The sequence below is a fragment of the Alistipes intestinihominis genome, from assembly GCF_040095975.1.
In the GTDB taxonomy this organism is placed as follows: Bacteria; Bacteroidota; Bacteroidia; order Bacteroidales; family Rikenellaceae; genus Alistipes; species Alistipes senegalensis.
On record NZ_JBBMFL010000005.1, the window covers coordinates 189841 to 207245 of the forward strand.

12 protein-coding genes and 1 pseudogene are annotated in these 17405 nt (G+C 62.0%); 5 read left to right on the forward strand and 8 right to left on the reverse strand.

The window, feature by feature from the left end; genetic code table 11:
- Nucleotides 1–180: 180 nt before the first annotated feature.
- From carB to WMO46_RS06395, 6 genes are all read right to left on the reverse strand, one after another.
- On the reverse strand, nucleotides 181–3363 hold the full coding sequence (gene carB / locus WMO46_RS06370) for a carbamoyl-phosphate synthase large subunit (RefSeq protein WP_026076310.1): 3183 nt from the start codon (nucleotides 3361–3363) through the stop codon (nucleotides 181–183).
- Nucleotides 3356–4447, reverse strand: a complete 1092-nt coding sequence (carA, locus tag WMO46_RS06375; RefSeq protein WP_026076309.1) for a glutamine-hydrolyzing carbamoyl-phosphate synthase small subunit — start codon at nucleotides 4445–4447, stop codon at nucleotides 3356–3358. The genes carB and carA overlap by 8 nt, the downstream gene beginning before the upstream one ends.
- A 196-nt stretch (nucleotides 4448–4643) precedes the next feature.
- Nucleotides 4644–5915, reverse strand: coding sequence for a dihydroorotase (locus WMO46_RS06380; RefSeq protein ID WP_302588271.1), 1272 nt, complete (start codon nucleotides 5913–5915; stop codon nucleotides 4644–4646).
- Nucleotides 5916–6318: 403 nt separating this feature from the next.
- Nucleotides 6319–7092: a DeoR/GlpR family DNA-binding transcription regulator gene (locus tag WMO46_RS06385; RefSeq protein WP_019149618.1), complete on the reverse strand. Its 774-nt coding sequence runs from the start codon at nucleotides 7090–7092 to the stop codon at nucleotides 6319–6321.
- A gap of 138 nt (nucleotides 7093–7230) precedes the next feature.
- Complete coding sequence (locus WMO46_RS06390; RefSeq protein ID WP_302588273.1) at nucleotides 7231–8679, reverse strand: MFS transporter; 1449 nt, start codon at nucleotides 8677–8679, stop codon at nucleotides 7231–7233.
- A gap of 149 nt (nucleotides 8680–8828) precedes the next feature.
- Nucleotides 8829–10175 carry a sn-glycerol-1-phosphate dehydrogenase gene (locus WMO46_RS06395; protein ID WP_302588275.1) on the reverse strand — a complete coding sequence of 449 codons (1347 nt, stop codon included), beginning with the start codon at nucleotides 10173–10175 and terminating at the stop codon, nucleotides 8829–8831.
- A gap of 216 nt (nucleotides 10176–10391) precedes the next feature.
- On the opposite strand from WMO46_RS06395, the gene WMO46_RS06400 reads away from it, so the two are divergent.
- The 4 genes from WMO46_RS06400 (at nucleotide 10392) to WMO46_RS06415 (ending at nucleotide 14526) form a co-directional block, all read left to right on the forward strand.
- Complete coding sequence (locus WMO46_RS06400; RefSeq protein WP_302588277.1) at nucleotides 10392–11570, forward strand: purple acid phosphatase family protein; 1179 nt, start codon at nucleotides 10392–10394, stop codon at nucleotides 11568–11570.
- 5 nt (nucleotides 11571–11575) lie between these two features.
- Complete coding sequence (locus tag WMO46_RS06405) at nucleotides 11576–12439, forward strand: HAD-IIA family hydrolase (RefSeq protein ID WP_196016317.1); 864 nt, start codon at nucleotides 11576–11578, stop codon at nucleotides 12437–12439.
- Between the two features lie 284 nt (nucleotides 12440–12723).
- Complete coding sequence (gene zupT / locus WMO46_RS06410) at nucleotides 12724–13527, forward strand: zinc transporter ZupT (RefSeq protein WP_196016316.1); 804 nt, start codon at nucleotides 12724–12726, stop codon at nucleotides 13525–13527.
- Between the two features lie 45 nt (nucleotides 13528–13572).
- Nucleotides 13573–14526: a calcium/sodium antiporter gene (locus WMO46_RS06415; RefSeq protein ID WP_019149601.1), complete on the forward strand. Its 954-nt coding sequence runs from the start codon at nucleotides 13573–13575 to the stop codon at nucleotides 14524–14526.
- Here WMO46_RS06415 and mutY read toward each other — a convergent pair.
- The gene (gene mutY, locus WMO46_RS06420) at nucleotides 14502–15551 is read right to left on the reverse strand and encodes an A/G-specific adenine glycosylase (RefSeq protein ID WP_276760575.1); all 1050 of its coding nucleotides are present in this window, start codon (nucleotides 15549–15551) and stop codon (nucleotides 14502–14504) included. The genes WMO46_RS06415 and mutY overlap by 25 nt on opposite strands.
- A gap of 56 nt (nucleotides 15552–15607) precedes the next feature.
- On the opposite strand from mutY, the gene WMO46_RS06425 reads away from it, so the two are divergent.
- Entirely contained in the window at nucleotides 15608–15913 is a 306-nt protein-coding gene (locus tag WMO46_RS06425) for a GNAT family N-acetyltransferase (protein WP_019149599.1), read from the forward strand.
- Nucleotides 15914–15969: 56 nt separating this feature from the next.
- Here the strand turns inward: WMO46_RS06425 and WMO46_RS06430 are convergent.
- Nucleotides 15970–17391 (reverse strand): annotated as a pseudogene (locus tag WMO46_RS06430) (sialate O-acetylesterase).
- Nucleotides 17392–17405: the final 14 nt, after the last annotated feature.

The following is a 17405-nucleotide window of genomic DNA, read 5'->3' on the forward strand; positions in this document are numbered from 1 at the left end:
GCCACAATCTGTGGATAACTTCGGCGTTTTGCCGGAATTATAAGAGCACTTCACCCGGAATTTTGATTTCAGGCGAGCAGATTTCGGCCTGACCGAAGGTTGACGCGGATGGGCTGTACACGAGGTACTGCCCATTCGCGGCAAGCAAGGAAGGACGAAAGGTGCCGCATGAAATCGAAATTATTTTGAATCTATGGTCGAAACGCGCAGCGTGATCTCCTCCAGCACGTCGAGCAGCACCTTCACCGTTTCCAGCGCCGTGAAGACCGTCACGTTGTTCTCGACGGCCGTGCGGCGGATTTCGTAACCGTCGAGGCGCGTGTTGTGCTGGTTGATGTCGATCGTGTTGATGACGTAGCTGACATGTCCCTGACGCAATGCGTCGATGATCTCGTTGCTGCCCTCGTTGAGCTTGCGGCGCGTGCGGGTGCGGATGCCGTGCGCACGCAGGAACTCCGCCGTACCGGTGGTCGCCTCGATGTTGAAGCCCAGGTCGTAGAACCGCTTCACCAGCGGCAGCGCCTGCGGCTTGTCGTCGTCGGCGATGGTGACGAAGATCGTTCCGTAGTTCGAGACGTGCATGCCCGTAGCTTGCAGGGCCTTGTAGAGCGCCCGCGTGATCTTGTCGTCGTAGCCGATCGCCTCGCCCGTCGATTTCATCTCCGGCGAGAGGTAGGAATCCATGCCGCGGATCTTGGCGAACGAGAAGGCCGGGGCCTTGACGTACCAGCGCTCCTTCTCCTTGCCGCAAACCTCGGTGATGCCCTGCTCGCGCAGCGACTTGCCCAGGATGACCTGCGTGGCGATGTGCGCCATCGGCACGCCCGTCGATTTCGAGAGGAAGGGTACCGTGCGCGACGAACGCGGGTTGACCTCGATGACATAAACGTCGTCGTCGCCGGCGACGATGAACTGGATGTTGTACAGACCGACGATGCCGATGCGCAGACCCAGTTTCACCGTATAGTCGATGATCTTGTCCTTGGCTTTCTGGCTCACGCTGAAGGTCGGATAGACGCTGATCGAGTCGCCCGAGTGGATACCCGTGTGCTCGACATGCTCCATGATGCCGGGGATGAAGACATCCTTGCCGTCGCAGATGGCGTCCACCTCCAGCTCCTTGCCCATGATGTAGCGATCGACCAGCACCGGCTGGTCCACGTCGATCTCCACGGCGGTTTGCAGGTAGTGGCGCAGGCGCTCTTCGTTCGAGACGATCTGCATGGCGCGGCCGCCCAGCACGTAGCTCGGACGCACCAGCACCGGATAACCGATGCGGGCCGCGGCCTTCACGCCCGCCTCGATGTTCGTCACGGCCTCGGCTTCGGGCTGCGGAATCTGCAACTCCTCCATGATCTTCTCGAAGCAGCCGCGGTCCTCGGCGTTCCTAATCGCCTCGGTGTCGGTGCCGATGATGGGCACGCCCAGCTTCGAAAGGGGCTCGGCGAGGTTGATGGCGGTCTGTCCGCCGAGCGACACGACGATGGCCTTCGGCTTTTCGAGGTGCACGACGTTCATCACGTCCTCCACCGTCAGCGGCTCGAAGTAGAGCTTGTCGCTGGTGGTGTAGTCCGTCGAAACGGTTTCGGGGTTGTTGTTGATGATGATCGCCTCGTAGCCCGCGGCGCGGATCGACCAGATGGCGTGCACCGTCGAGTAGTCGAACTCGACGCCCTGTCCGATGCGGATCGGGCCCGAACCCAGCACGATAATCTTCTCCTTCGGGCTCACCACCGATTCGTTCTCCTCCTCGTAGGTCGAGTAGAAATAGGGCACGTAGGAGGCGAACTCGCTGGCGCAGGTGTCGATCATCTTGTAGACCGGGAAGATGCCGTTCTTCTCGCGCAGAAGATACATGTCGTGCTGCGAGACGCCCCACAGCTGGCCGATGAACTTGTCGCTGAATCCCATGCGCTTGGCGGCGCGGAGCGTCTCGACATCCATCGGATTGGCGCGGACGACCGCCTCGAATTCGATGATGTTCTTGAACTTTTCGAGGAAGAACATGTCGATCTTCGTGTTGTTATAGATCAGCGCCAGATCGACGCCGTTGCGGATCAGCTGCGCGATGGCGTAAAGCCGGTCGTCGGTGCCCTCCTTGATATAGGCCAGCAGGTCGTCGTTCGACCAGTTGTCGAATTTCTTGTGGTAGATATGGCAGACGCCCGTTTCGAGCGAACGCACGGCTTTCAGCAGCGACTCCTCCATCGTACGGCCGATCGACATCACCTCGCCCGTGGCCTTCATCTGCGTGCCGAGCTTGTTCGAAGCGTCGGAGAACTTGTCGAAGGGGAAGCGGGCGACCTTCGTCACCACGTAGTCCAGCGTCGGTTCGAACGATGCCGGCGTGTTGGCGATGCGGATCTCGTCGAGCGTCAGACCCACGGCGATCTTCGCGCTGACGCGGGCGATCGGATAGCCCGAAGCCTTCGACGCCAGGGCCGAGGAGCGCGACACGCGGGGGTTGACCTCGATCAGGTAATATTTGAACGAGAGAGGGTCCAGTGCGAACTGCACGTTGCAGCCGCCCTCGATCTTCAATGCGCGGATGAGTTTCAGCGCCGAGTCGCGCAGCATCTGGAACTCCTTGTTGGTGAGCGTCTGGCTCGGAGCCACGACGATCGAGTCGCCGGTATGGACGCCCACGGGGTCGATGTTCTCCATGCAGCAGATGCAGATGGCCGTGTCGTTGTGGTCGCGCATCACCTCGAACTCGATCTCCTTGTAGCCCTTGATGCTTTTTTCGATGAGCACCTGATGCACGGGCGAAACGGCGAGTGCGTTGCGCATCAGCTCGCGCAGCTCGGCTTCGTCGTCGGCGAAGCCGCCGCCCGTGCCGCCCAGCGTGAAGGCCGGACGCAGCACCACCGGATAACCGATCCGGTGAGCCACCTCGGCCGCCTCTTCGACCGACATGGCGATCTGCGACTCGATGACCGGCTCGCCCAGCGATTCGCACAACTCCTTGAACAGCTCGCGGTCCTCGGCGCGCTCGATCGACTCGAACGAGGTGCCCAGAATCTCGACCTGGCACTCCTGGAGAATCCCCTTCTTGGCCAGCTGCACGGCGAGGTTCAGGCCCGTCTGTCCGCCCAGTCCCGGAACGATGGCGTCGGGGCGCTCGTAGCGGATGATCTTGGCGACGTACTCCAGCGTCAGGGGCTCCATGTAGACCTTGTCGGCGATATGCGTATCGGTCATGATCGTGGCGGGGTTCGAGTTGACGAGGATCACCTCGTATCCCTCCTCTTTGAGCGCCAGACACGCCTGCGTGCCCGCGTAGTCGAACTCTGCGGCCTGTCCGATGACGATCGGACCCGACCCGATGACCATTACCTTCTTGATATCCTTTCTCTTAGGCATTTTTGTGATCCTCCATTATTTTAGTGAACTTCTTGAACAAATAGGCGCTGTCCTGCGGTCCCGAAGCGCTCTCGGGGTGGTACTGCATCGAGAAGACCCGGTCGGCGACGCACTCCACGCCCTCGGCCGTGCCGTCGAGCAGATTGACGTGCGTCAGCGTAAGCCCCGTGCCCTCCAGCGAATCGATATCCACGGCATAGCTGTGGTTCTGGCTCGTGATTTCGAGCTTGCCCGTCAGGAGGTTCTTCACCGGATGGTTGGCGCCGCGGTGGCCGAACTTCATCTTGAAGGTCTTGGCGCCGTAGGCCAGCGAAATCAACTGATGTCCCATGCAGATACCGAAGATCGGCAGCTTGCCCCGGAGCTGTTTCACCAGCTCGATCACCGGAGCCACGTCCTCCGGGTTGCCGGGGCCGTTCGACAGCACGAGGCCGTCGGGATGGAAGGCCATGATCTCCTCCACGGTGGAGTTGTAGGGCATGACCGTCACGTTGCAGCCCACGCGGTTCAGCAGACGGATGATATTGTACTTGATGCCGCAGTCAACGGCCACCACGTCGTATTTGTGGTTGGGAACACGCGACATCCAGCGCTTCTTGCAGCTCACGCGCGCAACCATGTCGTGCGGCATGACGTACTCCTGCAATTTGCGCAGGGCCTCTTCGCGGGGCGTCGCGGCGTCGGTGACGATCACCTTCTGGGTCCCCTCGTCGCGGATGATGCGCGTCAGGGCACGGGTATCGACGCCCCAGATGGCCGGAATGTCGTGCTCCTCGAAGACCTCGTTCAGCGTCTTCGTGTAGCGGAAGTTCGACGGCGAGTCGTTGTACTCGCGGACGATCATGCCGCCGATGGTCGGCGTTTTGGTCTCGTAATCCTCGTCGGCCATACCGTAGTTGCCGATCAGCGGGTAGGTCATCACCACCATCTGATCGGTGTACGACGGGTCGGACATGATCTCCTGATACCCCACCATCGAGGTGTTGAAGACGATCTCGTTGATGGCCTCGCGGTCGGCTCCGAAACCGTATCCGTAGAATTCACGGCCGTTCTCCAAGACAATTTTTTTCGTAAATGCTTTCATCCTTATCTGTTTGATTTCGTAGTTGCGTGTTTATCGGGCAGGAAATCCATCCACCATTCCATTTCATCCTTCAACCCTCCCCCGTCATTGCGAGGAGCGTAGCGACGTGGCAATCTGCCCGGAAGTTGTAACCTTACAGCGTCTCCATCAGATTCCCGCGCTCACTTTCGTTCGCTCGGAATGACGGGAAAAACTTTTAGTCTTCAACTTTCATCTCATCGTAAACCTCTTTGCCGCCCACCACCGTCAGCACGGCGCGGCCCTGCACCTCCCATCCGGCGAAGGGCGTGGCGCGGCCCTTCGAAAGGAACGTTTCGGGATCGACCCGGTACTGCGCCCCGAGGTCCAGCACCGTGAAATCGGCCGGGTCGCCCGCCTCCACGCCTCCCTCGAGCCCGAAGATGCGCCGGGGATTCTTCGACATCAGGTCGAAGAGCCGTTCGAGGGAGATCGTTCCCGGAAGCACCAGATACTTGTACAGCAGCGGGAAAGCGGTTTCCAGCCCCACGATGCCCATAGCGCTGCCGGCCAGCCCGCGCGACTTCTCCTCGGCGGTGTGGGGCGCGTGGTCCGTAGCCACGACCTCGATCGTGCCGTCCGCGATGCCTGCGACAAGCGCCTCGCGGTCGGCGCGGCTCCGGAGCGGCGGATTCATCTTGAAGCGCCCCTCCTCCTGCAAATCCTCGTCGCACAGCAGCAGGTAGTGCGGCGCCGTCTCGCAGCTCACCCGCAGTCCCCGCGCCTTCGCCCGCCGCACCAGCTCGACGCTCTCCTTCGTGGAGACGTGGCAGACGTGGTACTGGCAGCCGGTCTTTTCGGCCAGCGCGATGTCGCGCTCCACCTGCCGCCACTCGCTCTCGGAGCAGATGCCCCGGTGTCCGTGCTCGCGGCAGTAGTCCCCGTCGTGGATATACCCCCCGCGCAGCAGTTCATCGACCTCGCAGTGGGCCACGATGGGTTTGCCGACGGCCGCCGCACGGCGCATCGCCTCCTCCATCAGCTCGTCCGACTGCACGCCGCGGCCATCGTCGGAGAATCCGACCACCTCCGGGGCCAGGGCCGCGAAATCGACCAGCTCGCCGCAGCCGCGCTGCCCCATCGTGATCGTGCCGTAAGGCTTCACGCGCACCGCGGCGTCGCGGCGGATGATCGCCAGCTGCTCGCCGAGCGTCGCCGGCGTATCGGGTGCGGGGCAGAGGTTGGGCATCGAACAGACCGTGGTGTAACCCCCGCGGGCCGCCGCGGCCGTACCGGTGGCTATGGTCTCCTTCTGCGGGAAACCCGGCTCGCGCAGGTGGACGTGGACATCGACCAGCCCCGGCACGAGGCACAGCCCCCCGAGGTCCACGATCCGGTCGCCCGGCCGAGGCTCCCCGGCCGTCACCACACGACCGTGCTCGACGGCGAGACAGCCCGTTTCGAACCGTCCCCCGCGGTAGATCGTCGCGTTGGTATAATACGTTTTCATCTTGTCAGGGACACAAAAAAATAGGGCAACCGAAACAGTTACCCTAATAAAACAATAATGCCCGAATCCGTCGGAGACTGGAAACCCGACCAGTAATCCTGCTGCCAGAATGCTTGCGCCGATGCTATGTTGGGTTTACAATTCATAGGACTCAGGTGTCGCTGTAATTGTGTACAAAGATAGAGGTTTTTCGCCGCCCCTGCAAAACTTTTCCGGAAAAATTTTTCAACAATCCGTCCACAGCCATTCGCCCTGCCCCGACAGGGAACAACGCGAAAGAGAGTTCCAAAAGCGAACAGGGGTTTGAGGTGGGGTCCGATTCGCAAACGCGGCGGAATGCCGCGACTGCGGACATCGAAAACGCCGAAAGGGGCGACAGGCGAGTCCGGCGGACAACCCTCCCCTACTTCGCAATGATCAGATCGACGCCCGCCTCCTCGATGATCGAAACCATCTGCTCGGGAATGCGCTCGTCGGTGACGATCACGTCGATGTCCTCCAGCGCGCAGATGCGGCCGAAGCCCCGCTGCCCGAACTTCGACGAGTCGGCCAGCACGACCACCTGCGACGCCGCGCGCATCATCCGCCGCGTGAGCTTCGCCTCGTCGATCGTCGAGGTCGTGATGCCGTGTTCGAGGTCGATGCCGTCCACCCCGAAGAAGACCTTCGAGCAGATGCAGTCGTCCAGCTCGCGCGCGGCCTCCTCGCCCAGCACCGAAAGCGACTTCTTGTGGACCGTGCCGCCCAGCTGCACGACGGCGACGTTCTCCGCCTCGTTGAGCAGCACGCCCAGCCGCAGGAACGGCGTGACGATGTTCAGGTGGTGCCACGCGCGCATCTTGATCTCCTCGGCGAAGGCGTAGACCGTGGAGCCCGAGGCCACGATGATCGAATCGGCGTCGCCGAGCATCTCCACCGCCCGCTGCGCGATGAGCCGCTTGGCGTCGCGGTTGATGTTGTCCTTCACGTGCACGTCGAGGTCCGCGACATGGGGATTGGCCGGGCGGGCGCTGCCGTGCACCTTATATAATAAGCCCTTGCTTTCGAGAATCTTGATGTCCTTGCGGATCGTCACCTTCGTAACGCCCAGTTCATTGGCCACGTCCGTGATCCGGACGAACCCGTATTTGTTCAGGTTGTCGAGGATGTATTTGTGCCGTTCGGCGATGCTCAGCATATCGGTCGAATATTTAATGTATCACAAAAGCAAAGATAAAAAAACTTTTCATATATCGCAAAAAAGGGTCCGCAACCCGCCGCGGGCCGGACCCTTCCGGACCGCAGTCCGTATCATCTGAAAACAAAACATTTTCCGTTATTCGGTCCCGGCCTCGTAGCCGTCGGCCCGGGCGCCCCACATCAGCAGGAAGACCAGCATGCCCACGACGGCCATGCCGATGATGCCGACATAGGCCCAGTTCCAGCCGTAGTGCTGGGCGACAAAGCCCAAGCCCACGCCCGAAACGAGCGTCGAGGCGTAGCCGAACAACCCCGTGAGGCCGTTGGCCGTAGCGGCGGCCCGCTTCGTGGCCTGGTTCGCCGCGGCGATGCCGATGAGCGCCTGCGGACCGTAGATGCAGAACCCTGCGGCGCAGAGCGTGGCGAAGAGCAGCCAAATAGGCGCGTCGGCGGGAAGCTGCCAGAAGAGGAAGACGAAGAGCGCGGAGCCGGCCATGCAGAAGACGCAGGTGCGGTGGGCGCGGCCTTTGAGCCACTTGTCGGTCGCCCATCCGGCGAAGAGCATGCCGAGGATTCCGGCGATCTCGAACATCGCCACGAGCCATCCGGCGTGCGACATCGAGACGCCTTTCGACTGGCTCAGCAGCGACGGCCCCCAGTCGAGCACCGAGAAGCGGACGATGTAGACGAAGAAATTGGCGAAACCCAGAATCCAGATCAGCGGGTTCTTGAAGACGTATTTCATCAGGAACGCCTTGTGTTCGGCGCCCTTCTTCCCGGTTTTCACCTTGGCGGTCTCGGTGCCCTCCAGCTCGGGAAGCCCCACCGAGGTCGGCGTGTCGCGCAGGAAGACGACCAGCCCGATGGCTCCGGCGAAAGCGATGGCCGAAGGAATCCAGAAACACCATTTCCACGCGCCGACGTGCGCGGCGGAGACCATCACCCGCTCCATCCCCGCGGCATCGTCGGGCGCCACGCCCAGGTTGGCGGCGATGGACGCCACGGCGTCGGGATCGGCCGTCATATCGGTTCCCAGCGTCCCCATGACATAGCCGCAGAGGATCACCACGAGGCCCGCACCGATCGAATGCGAGGTATTCCACACCGACATCTTGGTCGCCAGCTCCGTGGGCGGAATCCAGTGGGTCAGCAGACGCGCGCAGGGCGGAAATCCCGTTCCCTGCAACAGGCCGTTGACGACCCACATGACGCCCATGAAGAGAATCAACGTGTTGGTGAACTGGCTGCCGTCGTGCTGTCCCGTGATCCAGTAGGAGATGTCCTCGCCGAAGCCGAACGCGAAGTTGGCCAGGGCGCACAGCGCAAGACCCACGGCCATGTACCAGCGGGCGTTCATCCGGTCGGCCAGAATGCCGTTGGCGAAGCGCGAGAAGCCGTAGATCAGGCCGTTCAGGGTGAGGAAGACGCCGAGGCTCGTCTTCGAAATGCCGAGGTCGGCTTCGAGGCCGGGCATGGCCAGCGAGAAGTTTTTGCGCACGAAATAGAAGAGCGCATAGCCGATCATCGTGGCGATGATCGTGCGCATCTGCCAATACTTGAAGCGCTTGGATTGTTCAGAGGTCATTTCGAAATGAAAGTTAGCAGTTTCAGATTCCAAAGATACGACTTTCGGAGAGATAACCTACATTATTCCGGTGAAATTTTCGTTTCACCCCCGGAAATCGCACCGTCACATGCCCGAAGCGGCCGGAACGACCAGCCCCGGCCGTTCCGCTACCGGTCTTCGACCTGCCAGACGCCGCCTTTGCCGAACAGCCGGTCGAGCCACTCCTCCATCCAGCCGCAGCGGAAAGCCACATCGACGACCGTATAACGGCTGCGCATGTAAGGAATCTTCTCGAACGAAGCCCGGAAATGCGCGCGCGACACGCCGATCTGCTCCGGTTCGCAGGGAGCCCCGACCAGTTCCAGCCGGCGGTGAACCTCGCCGAAGGGGATGATCTGGTCGCGTATTCGGCCGCGCAGCCCGGGCCACGCCTGCTTCAGCCGCACGAGCTGTTCGCGCAGCCCCTCCTTATCGACGTATTTGCCGCGGGTCTCCGTCAAGCCGCGGGCCACGAACTCGGGATCATTGTCGAAAACGGCACGGATGTCCCGTTCGGTCTCCTCCCACGATTTCCACGCGGCGACGCATTTTTCGACATCCAGCTGCTCCACGGGAGCGCCGAGCAACATCTCCAGGAAGGCCGTCGAGGCGAGCGTGCCGATGCCGACCTTGAAGCCGTGCGACACCGAAGCGCCCTGGAACCGCAGGTGTTCCATATCCCACAGATGGCTGAACTGATGCTCGGCGCCCGAAGCCGGGCGGCTCGACTGCGTGGCCTGCATGGCGAAACCGCTCAGCAGCAGCCCCTCGGCCAGCTGTTCGACCTTCGCCACATTGCCGGCATGCACCCCTGCGGGATCGCAAAGAGCCTCTTTCAGCCCCTCCTGCACCAGCCCGAAGGCGAAGTCGTCCATCTTGTCAGCCCCCACGGCGTCGGCCAGCATCCAGTCGGCGCCGGCGGGGATCTTGGCGATCAGATCGGCGTATCCCGAAGCGGACATGCAGGCGGGCGCCGCGGCGGAGATCGACGGGTCGAGCACCATGCCCAGCGGCGCGGGGCAGTCGAAGGTCTGCTTGTTGCCGTCCTTGGTGATCGAGGCGCCGTAGGCCGTATAGCCGTCCATCGAAGCGGCCGTGCCGACCACCATGTAACGGCGGCCGTTGTGGTGGGAACAGAGTTTCGTCAGGTCGTTGATAACGCCCGAACCCACGGCGACGGGCACGGCGTCGGTCGCAGCCAGCACGCCGTCCAGCTCCTCGACGAACGTCCACTCGGCATAGAGTTTCGGATCGGTGAAAATGTGCGGTTCGTCCTGCGCGATGCCCGCTTCGGCGAGGATGCGGTGCACCTCCTCCCCGGCCACCCGCCACGTATTGAGGTCCGCGACCACGAGGGCGCGGCGGGCGGGGAACAGGCTTTTGAACATCTCCGCGGTCTGCGGAAGGGTATCGACGCCGATCACCAGCGCTTTGGTGTCGGTCGTGCGCCGAAGGGCGCTCTCTACTTTATTCATAATAGCATATTACATAAACGGAACATCGCCGGAACAACCGGAGTGTTTACAAAGCAAAGGCAAATATAGGAATTATTTTCCTTTTAACAATAAAAAGCAATAAAATTTATTTCTTTTCGACATCTATTTCGTTTCTATTTCGGGTTTTTCGAATTCATAATTGGAAAAAAGAAAATAAAAACATACCTTTGAACCCCGAACGAAACCTCTTTCGCTATGAAACGAACGATCCTGCTGCTGAGCCTCCTCCTGACGACGGCCGCAGCTGCCGCACAGCCCCGCATCCGCGTGGAGCACGGCCCCTATCTGCTGAACGTGACCGACGAAGGCTTCACCGTCGTATGGAGTTCGACGGCGGACGCCGCCGGATGGGTGGAACTGGCCCCGGACGACGGTTCGCACTTCTACGCCGCCGAACGTCCGAAATTCCGCGATTCGCACCTCGGACGCCAGCGCATCGGGCGCATGCACAGCGTGCGCGTCAGCGGACTGAAACCCGGCACGACCTACCGTTACCGCATCATGCAGCGGGGCGTCGTCCTCAACGAAGGCAACAAGCGCGTCATCCTCGACGAGGGATTCGGCAGCGACATCCTCAAACACAAGCCCTACACCGTCACGACACTCGATCCGGCGCAGGAGAAGGTCGATTTCTGGGTCGTCAACGACATCCATTCGCGCGACTCGGTCTTCCGCCTGCTGATCCGCAGCGCTCCGAAGGAGAAGCCCGATTTCGTCTGTCTGAACGGCGACCTGGCCACCCAGATCGAGACCCCGGAGACGCTCTGGGACGCCTGCCTCGCGTCGGCGTCGGAGATTCTCACCCCCGCGGGCATCCCGCTGGCCGCCGTGCGCGGCAACCACGAGAACCGCGGCGTCTGCTCGGGATGCTGGTCCGACTTCTTCCCCTCGCCGACCGGAGAGACCTACTACACGTTCCGCCGGGGCCCGGTTTTCTTCCTCGTGCTCGACGGCTGCGAGGACAAGCCCGACAGCGACATCCGCTACTACGGGCTGGGCGACTGGGACGCCTACCGCCAGCGGGAGGCCGCATGGCTGAAAGAGGTCGTCCGGAGCGAGGAGTTCCGCACGGCGCCTGTGCGCATCGTCCTGATCCACATGATTCCCGGAGGCGAAGCGAGCTGGTACGGCGAACAGCAGATCCGCCGGCTGTTCGTCCCGGAGCTGGTCGGGAAAGGCATCGACCTGATGCTCTGCGGCCATTATCACCGCTACCAATGGATCGACGACGGCAGCCGCGGGGTCGATTTCCCGATCCTCGTCAACTCGAACAACGACTGTCTCCGCGTGTCGGCCGACCCGAAAGGCATCGACCTGAAAGTGATCGACACCTCGGGCGCCGTCATCGAACGACACCGCATCGACAAAAAATAACGACAATGGAAAACTTTCACGAATACCGCTCCGTCTGGGAGCACGGCGAACTGATGGAGCGCCTGCGCCGCATCCGCCACGTGGCGCTCGACATGGACGGCACGATCTACATGGGCATGTCGCTCTTCCCCTACACGCAGGCTTTCCTGCGCGGACTCCGCGAACAGGGCATCGGCTACTCGTTCCTGACGAACAACCCCTCGAAGTGCATCGACGACTACCTGCACAAACTCGCCAAGCTGGGCATCGAGGCCACGCGCGACGAGATGTACACCACGGCGCTGGCCACGATCGACTACATCAAGGCCCGCTACCCCGCCGCCCGCAGGCTCTTTCTGCTGGGAACGCCCTCGATGATCTCGGAGTTCGAGGCCGCGGGCTTCGAGTCCTGCGCCGACTCGGCGGACGACGTGCCCGACGTTGTCGTGGCGGCGTTCGACATGACGCTGCAATACGACCGGCTGTGCCGCGCGGCGTGGTGGGTCAAGCAGGGCGTGCCCTACATCGCCACCAACCCCGACCGGGTGTGCCCCACCGACCTGCCGACGGTGCTCGTAGACTGCGGTTCGATCTGCGCCTGCATCGAGCACGCCACCGGACGCCGTCCGGACATCACGCTCGGGAAACCCGACCCCAACATGCTCTCGGGCATCCTCGCGCGCCACGGACTGCAACCGTCCGAAATCGTCATGGTCGGCGATCGCATCTACACCGACGTGCAGATGGCCCACAATGCCGGAGCGATGGGCGTGCTGGTCCTCTCGGGCGAGACGACGCTCGACGTGGCGGACAAGGCCGACCCGCAGCCCCACATCACGGCCGACAGCATCGAGATCCTGGGACGTCTGCTCCGCGAAGCGCACGCATGACTACGCACAAAAGTCCGATAAGTCATACCGATAGTCCTATCGAAAAATACCGAATCCTTGCGGGTTCGGTATTTCGTTTTATACACTATCTTTGCGGAAGACGAACCTCCGCTTAGAAGGCTGCGCCTCGGCATAGTCGAATAAATTCGCCTCTGCTCTCGGCTTGCACCGTCTTTGGTGTCGTAACGACACTTTTAGAGGTCGGAAGGTTTTACCGGACTGCACGCAATCCGGTTTTGGCCCCATCCGGCTTTTTCGTACCTTTGTTAATAATATATGATCGTATGGAAGAACCCAATATCCTGATCCCCCTGCTGCTGACGCTCGGCGCAGGTCTTGCGACGGGCATCGGAAGCGCCATCGCATTCTTCGCCAAACGAACCAACAAACGGCTGCTGTCGTTCTCGCTGGGACTGTCGGGCGGCGTGATGATCTACGTCTCGTTCGTCGAACTGTTCCAGCAGGCCGACGCCACCCTCTCGGCGGAGTGGGGAGCGTATCTCGGCACGGTCGTCACCGTGGCGAGCTTCTTCGCCGGCATCCTGCTGATCGGCGTCATCGACCGGCTGGTGCCCTCGGTCGAAAACCCCCACGAAGCCCACAGCGTCGAAGAGATGGACCATCAGCCCCGCAATCCCAAGCTGATGCGCATGGGCGTGATGACGGCGCTGGCCATCGGCATCCACAACTTCCCCGAAGGAATCGCCACCTTCACCTCGGCCGTGGATAACATGGCCCTCGGTGTGGCCATCGCCGTGGCCATCGCCATCCACAACATTCCCGAGGGAATCGCCGTGTCGATTCCGGTCTACTACGCCACGGGCGACCGCAGGAAGGCTTTCCGGCTTTCGCTGCTGTCGGGCCTCGCCGAGCCGGTGGGCGCCCTGCTGGCCTATCTGGTGCTGATGCCCTTCATGTCGCCGACGCTGATGGGGTGCATCCTCGCGGGCGTGGCGGGCATCATGGTCTTCATCTCGATCGACGAACTGCTTCCCGCGGCCCGCGAATACGGCGAGGCGCATATCTCCATCTACGGCGTGGTGGCCGGCATGGCCCTGATGGCCGTAAGTCTGATTATGCTGGCATAATCAGACAATTAAAAATGAAAAATTAAGAATTAAAAATTTACGTTTTTGGATATTCTTCTGTTGATTGTCGGGCTGGGGCTGATCCTCGCCGGCGCGAATTTTCTCACGGACGGCTCCGCGGCGCTGGCCCAGCGCTTCCGGGTGCCGGAATTCATCATCGGACTGACGGTGGTGGCCGTCGGCACCTCGACGCCCGAACTGGTCGTGTCGGTGCTCTCGGCCATCGGAGGCCAGAGCGACGTGGCGATCGGCAACGTCGTGGGATCGAACATTTTCAACGTCTTCGTCATCCTCGGCGTCTGCGCCCTGATACGCCCCGTGCCGCTGACGGCGGGAAACATCCGCCGCGACATCCCGTTCGGGGTGCTCGTGTCGCTGCTCCTGCTGGCGCTGGCCCAGGATTCGTTACTCTGCAAAGGGGCGGCGGACCGCATCGGGCGTCTCGACGGCGCGGCGATGCTCGCGCTCTACATCCTGCTGATGTGGTACACGATCCGGAAGACGAAGCGTCCCGAAGCGACGGCCCCGACGGAAGGGTCCAAAGCGCCGATGGCCGCGTGGCTGACGGCGGTGATGATCGTCGGGGGCCTCGCGGGGCTGGTGTTCGGCGGCGAGATGTTCCTCCGCAGCGCCACGTCGATAGCCCGCAGTCTGGGGGTCAGCGAATCGGTGATCGCCATCACGCTCGTGGCCGGCGGCACGTCGCTGCCCGAACTGGCCTCGTCGCTCGTGTCGCTGTTCAAAGGCAAGGCGGAGATGGCGTTGGGCAATGTGATCGGATCGAACATCGCCAACATCCTGCTGATCCTGGGCGTGAGCGCCACGATCCACCCACTCTCGATGGGCGGTATCACGGTTTGGGACTTGTTGATGGTCCTGCTGAGTTCGGTCGTGGTGTTCCTCGCGGCCTTCACGTTCAAACGCAAGGCCATCGACCGCTGGGAGGGAGCGTTGTTCGTGGCAATCTACGCCGTCTATATCTGGTATTTGATCAGGTAGCGGTCGATCAGCCGCGGCACGGCATAGTCACCCAGCGCAGCGGTCGGAACGGCCATCGCAGCAGCGGCAGGCGTCAGCGAGAGGGTTTCGATGCGGTGGACGACCGCATGGAGCGTCTGGTGGGAAAGCTGATGTTTCGGCAGCGGGATGCTGCGCACGAGATGCCACGGAGCGTCGCCCAACAGTTCGCGGAACTGCGGCAGGCGCACGAGCTCCGGCAGTTCGGCGGGCCCTTCGGTTTCGATGAGCGGAAATTCGTAGAGCCCTTGCCAGATGTCGCGTCCCTCGCGGCGGCGCAGTAGGGTCCGGTCGCCTGACGAAACGTGCAAGTAGTTGAACCAGCGGTCGCGGACGCGGGTCTTTCCCTGCTTCACGGGACGCGCGGCGACGGTTCCGGCAGCAAGGGCGAGGCATCGTCCGGCCAGCGGGCACGCCTCGCAACGGGGCGACGAAGGGATGCATCGAAGCGCCCCGAAATCCATGATCGCCTGATTGTAGCGTCCCGGATGCGCGGTGTCCAGCTGCGACTGCGCCAGTTCGGCGAAAGCGCGCTTTCCGGCCGTGGAGTCGATCGGCGCATCGAGGTCGAAGAGCCGCGCGAGAACCCGGTAGACATTGCCATCGACCACGGCGCACGGAGCGTCGTAGGCCGCCGAACAGATGGCCGCGGCGGTATAATCGCCCACGCCGCGCAGGGAGCGAACCTCCTCCAACGCGACGGGGAACCGTCCGCCGAAGCGTTCGACGACCTGCCGGGCGGCGGCATGGAGATTGCGGGCACGGCTGTAATAGCCGAGTCCCTGCCAGAGTTTCAGCACCTCGTCCTCGGGAGCGGCGGCGAGCGACGCGACATCGGGAAACCGCTCCGTGAAGCGGAGATAGTACTCCGTTCCCTGCGCCACGCGGGTCTGCTGGAGAATCACCTCCGAGAGCCAGATGCGGTAGGGATCGCGCGTGCGGCGCCACGGCAGGTCGCGCCCTTCGCGGGCGTACCAGTCGAGGAGTATGTCGGCGACGGAGTTCATAACCGGGGACAAAAGTACGATAAATCGCAATACGTTCAACCAAAAACACCGACGTTATGGAAAAGAAACACGCAGTGATCGACAACGCCGCCGAGAAACGCTACGAACTCGATCTCGGGAAGGGCGACATGGCGCTGATCGAATACGCGACGGGCGACGGATTCGTCGTCCTGACCCACACCGAAGTTCCGCCCGCATACGAGGGTCAGGGCATCGGCAAGGAATTGGTGTTGGCCGCCTTGGAGGACATCCGCAGCAAGGGGTTGCGGGTCGTGCCGCAGTGTTCGTTCGTCGAGGTCTACATCCGGCGCCATCCCGAATGGGCGGACCTGGTGCGGACCGCGGAATCGGCAAAGCGCTGACAAACGCATGAAGGGGCCCTGCACAGGGTCCCTTCAACTTTTCAGTATGCCGGGCCTCAGGGCCGGGGCTGGAAGTCGTCCGTACGGAACGGAATGACGGGCAGCCCCCAGCTGTTGGCGAGGTTGCCGATCTGAAAATTGCGGAAGCAGTAGCGCACAGCCGAGGGTTCCGGAACCTCCTTCGACGAAACGACCAGCCTCAACTGTGCATCGACAGCTACATCGGCCGGACGGAACACCCCGTCGGAGCCGCAGATCTCGAAGCCCTCGATACCCACCAGACGGTTGAACCCGTATTCGGCATTGTCCAGCGAAACGAGCGCCTTGCCGTCAGCGATCTCCATAGAACGGAAACGGGGACTGTCGCAATGGACGGCCTTCTTTCCGTAGGTCCGGTTCAGAGCCATGCAGGCCAGCCGGTAGCCGATGTCGTGCTTGTTCGCCGGATGGATATTGCACCACTCGTAGGGCTCGACCAAATCGTTCGTCGAAACCATGCCGCTGTTCGGGATCACATCCTGAGCCCGGCACTGCGCTTCGCGCAGAAAGGCCGAAAGGTCGCTGCCCCAGTAGTTGAACGGAGCGATCTCGACGAAATAGAACGGCAGTTCACCCTACCCCCACAGGCCGCGCCACAATTTCACCATGTTGGCCAGCCGTTCGGCATAGACCGCGTGGGCTCCGACATTGGATTCGCCCTGATACCAAAGGTATCCGCGAACGGTGTAGCCCGCCACGGGGTGCAGCATGCCGTTATACATCACCAACGGCCGCAGCCACTCGTCGGTCGCCGCAATGCCCTTTTCCGAAATGTCGATATCGGGATAGGTCTCCAGAATCTCCCGCGAGGTCCAGCTCTCGACGCGGCTGCCGCCCCACGAGCAGTCGATGACGCCCACGGGAACACCGAGCACGTCGTTGAGCATTTCGGCGAAGAAATAGCCGACAGCTGTGCACAACGGCGCCGTCTCGGTCGAAAACTCGTTCCAGCGGCCGGCGACACGTTCTTCGGGGGCATAGGAAGCCGTTTTCGGAATCTTCACATAGCGGATTTTACCGCGCCGGGCATCGGCCCGGGCGATGACCTCGTTGGAGCGGGCTACGGGACAGTTGTGGAATCCCTGCACACCCATCTCCATATTGCTCTGCCCGGCGGCGAACCACACTTCGCCGATCAGAATGTCGTTCAGTTCGACCCTGCCGTCCCCGGCAATCGTGATCCGCTGCGGGTCGTAGCCTCCCGCAGGAGTTTTCAGCATCACCTCCCAGCGGCCGTCGGCGCCGCTCCGGGCGGTGGCCTTAGCACCCCACGAAGCAGCGACTTTCACCGCTGTATGCGGCTCGGCCCAGCCCCAGAGTTTGGCCTCGGCATTTTGTTGCAACACCATATTGTCGCCGATGATCTCCGGAAGGGTGATCTTCGCGGCGGCGGTCCATGCCGCGGCAAGCGCAACGGCTAACAGCAATATTCGTTTCATAGAATTCGGGTTGA

Bases quoted from the DNA above. Each gene is read 5' to 3' on its own strand.
- carB (WP_026076310.1), bottom strand. From the start codon at position 3,363: ATGCCTAAGAGAAAGGATATCAAGAAGGTAATGGTCATCGGGTCGGGT.
- carA (WP_026076309.1), bottom strand. From the start codon at position 4,447: ATGAAAGCATTTACGAAAAAAATTGTCTTGGAGAACGGCCGTGAATTC.
- WMO46_RS06380 (WP_302588271.1), bottom strand. From the start codon at position 5,915: ATGAAAACGTATTATACCAACGCGACGATCTACCGCGGGGGACGGTTC.
- WMO46_RS06385 (WP_019149618.1), bottom strand. From the start codon at position 7,092: ATGCTGAGCATCGCCGAACGGCACAAATACATCCTCGACAACCTGAAC.
- WMO46_RS06390 (WP_302588273.1), bottom strand. From the start codon at position 8,679: ATGACCTCTGAACAATCCAAGCGCTTCAAGTATTGGCAGATGCGCACG.
- WMO46_RS06395 (WP_302588275.1), bottom strand. From the start codon at position 10,175: ATGAATAAAGTAGAGAGCGCCCTTCGGCGCACGACCGACACCAAAGCG.
- WMO46_RS06400 (WP_302588277.1), top strand. From the start codon at position 10,392: ATGAAACGAACGATCCTGCTGCTGAGCCTCCTCCTGACGACGGCCGCA.
- WMO46_RS06405 (WP_196016317.1), top strand. From the start codon at position 11,576: ATGGAAAACTTTCACGAATACCGCTCCGTCTGGGAGCACGGCGAACTG.
- zupT (WP_196016316.1), top strand. From the start codon at position 12,724: ATGGAAGAACCCAATATCCTGATCCCCCTGCTGCTGACGCTCGGCGCA.
- mutY (WP_276760575.1), bottom strand. From the start codon at position 15,551: ATGAACTCCGTCGCCGACATACTCCTCGACTGGTACGCCCGCGAAGGG.
- WMO46_RS06425 (WP_019149599.1), top strand. From the start codon at position 15,608: ATGGAAAAGAAACACGCAGTGATCGACAACGCCGCCGAGAAACGCTAC.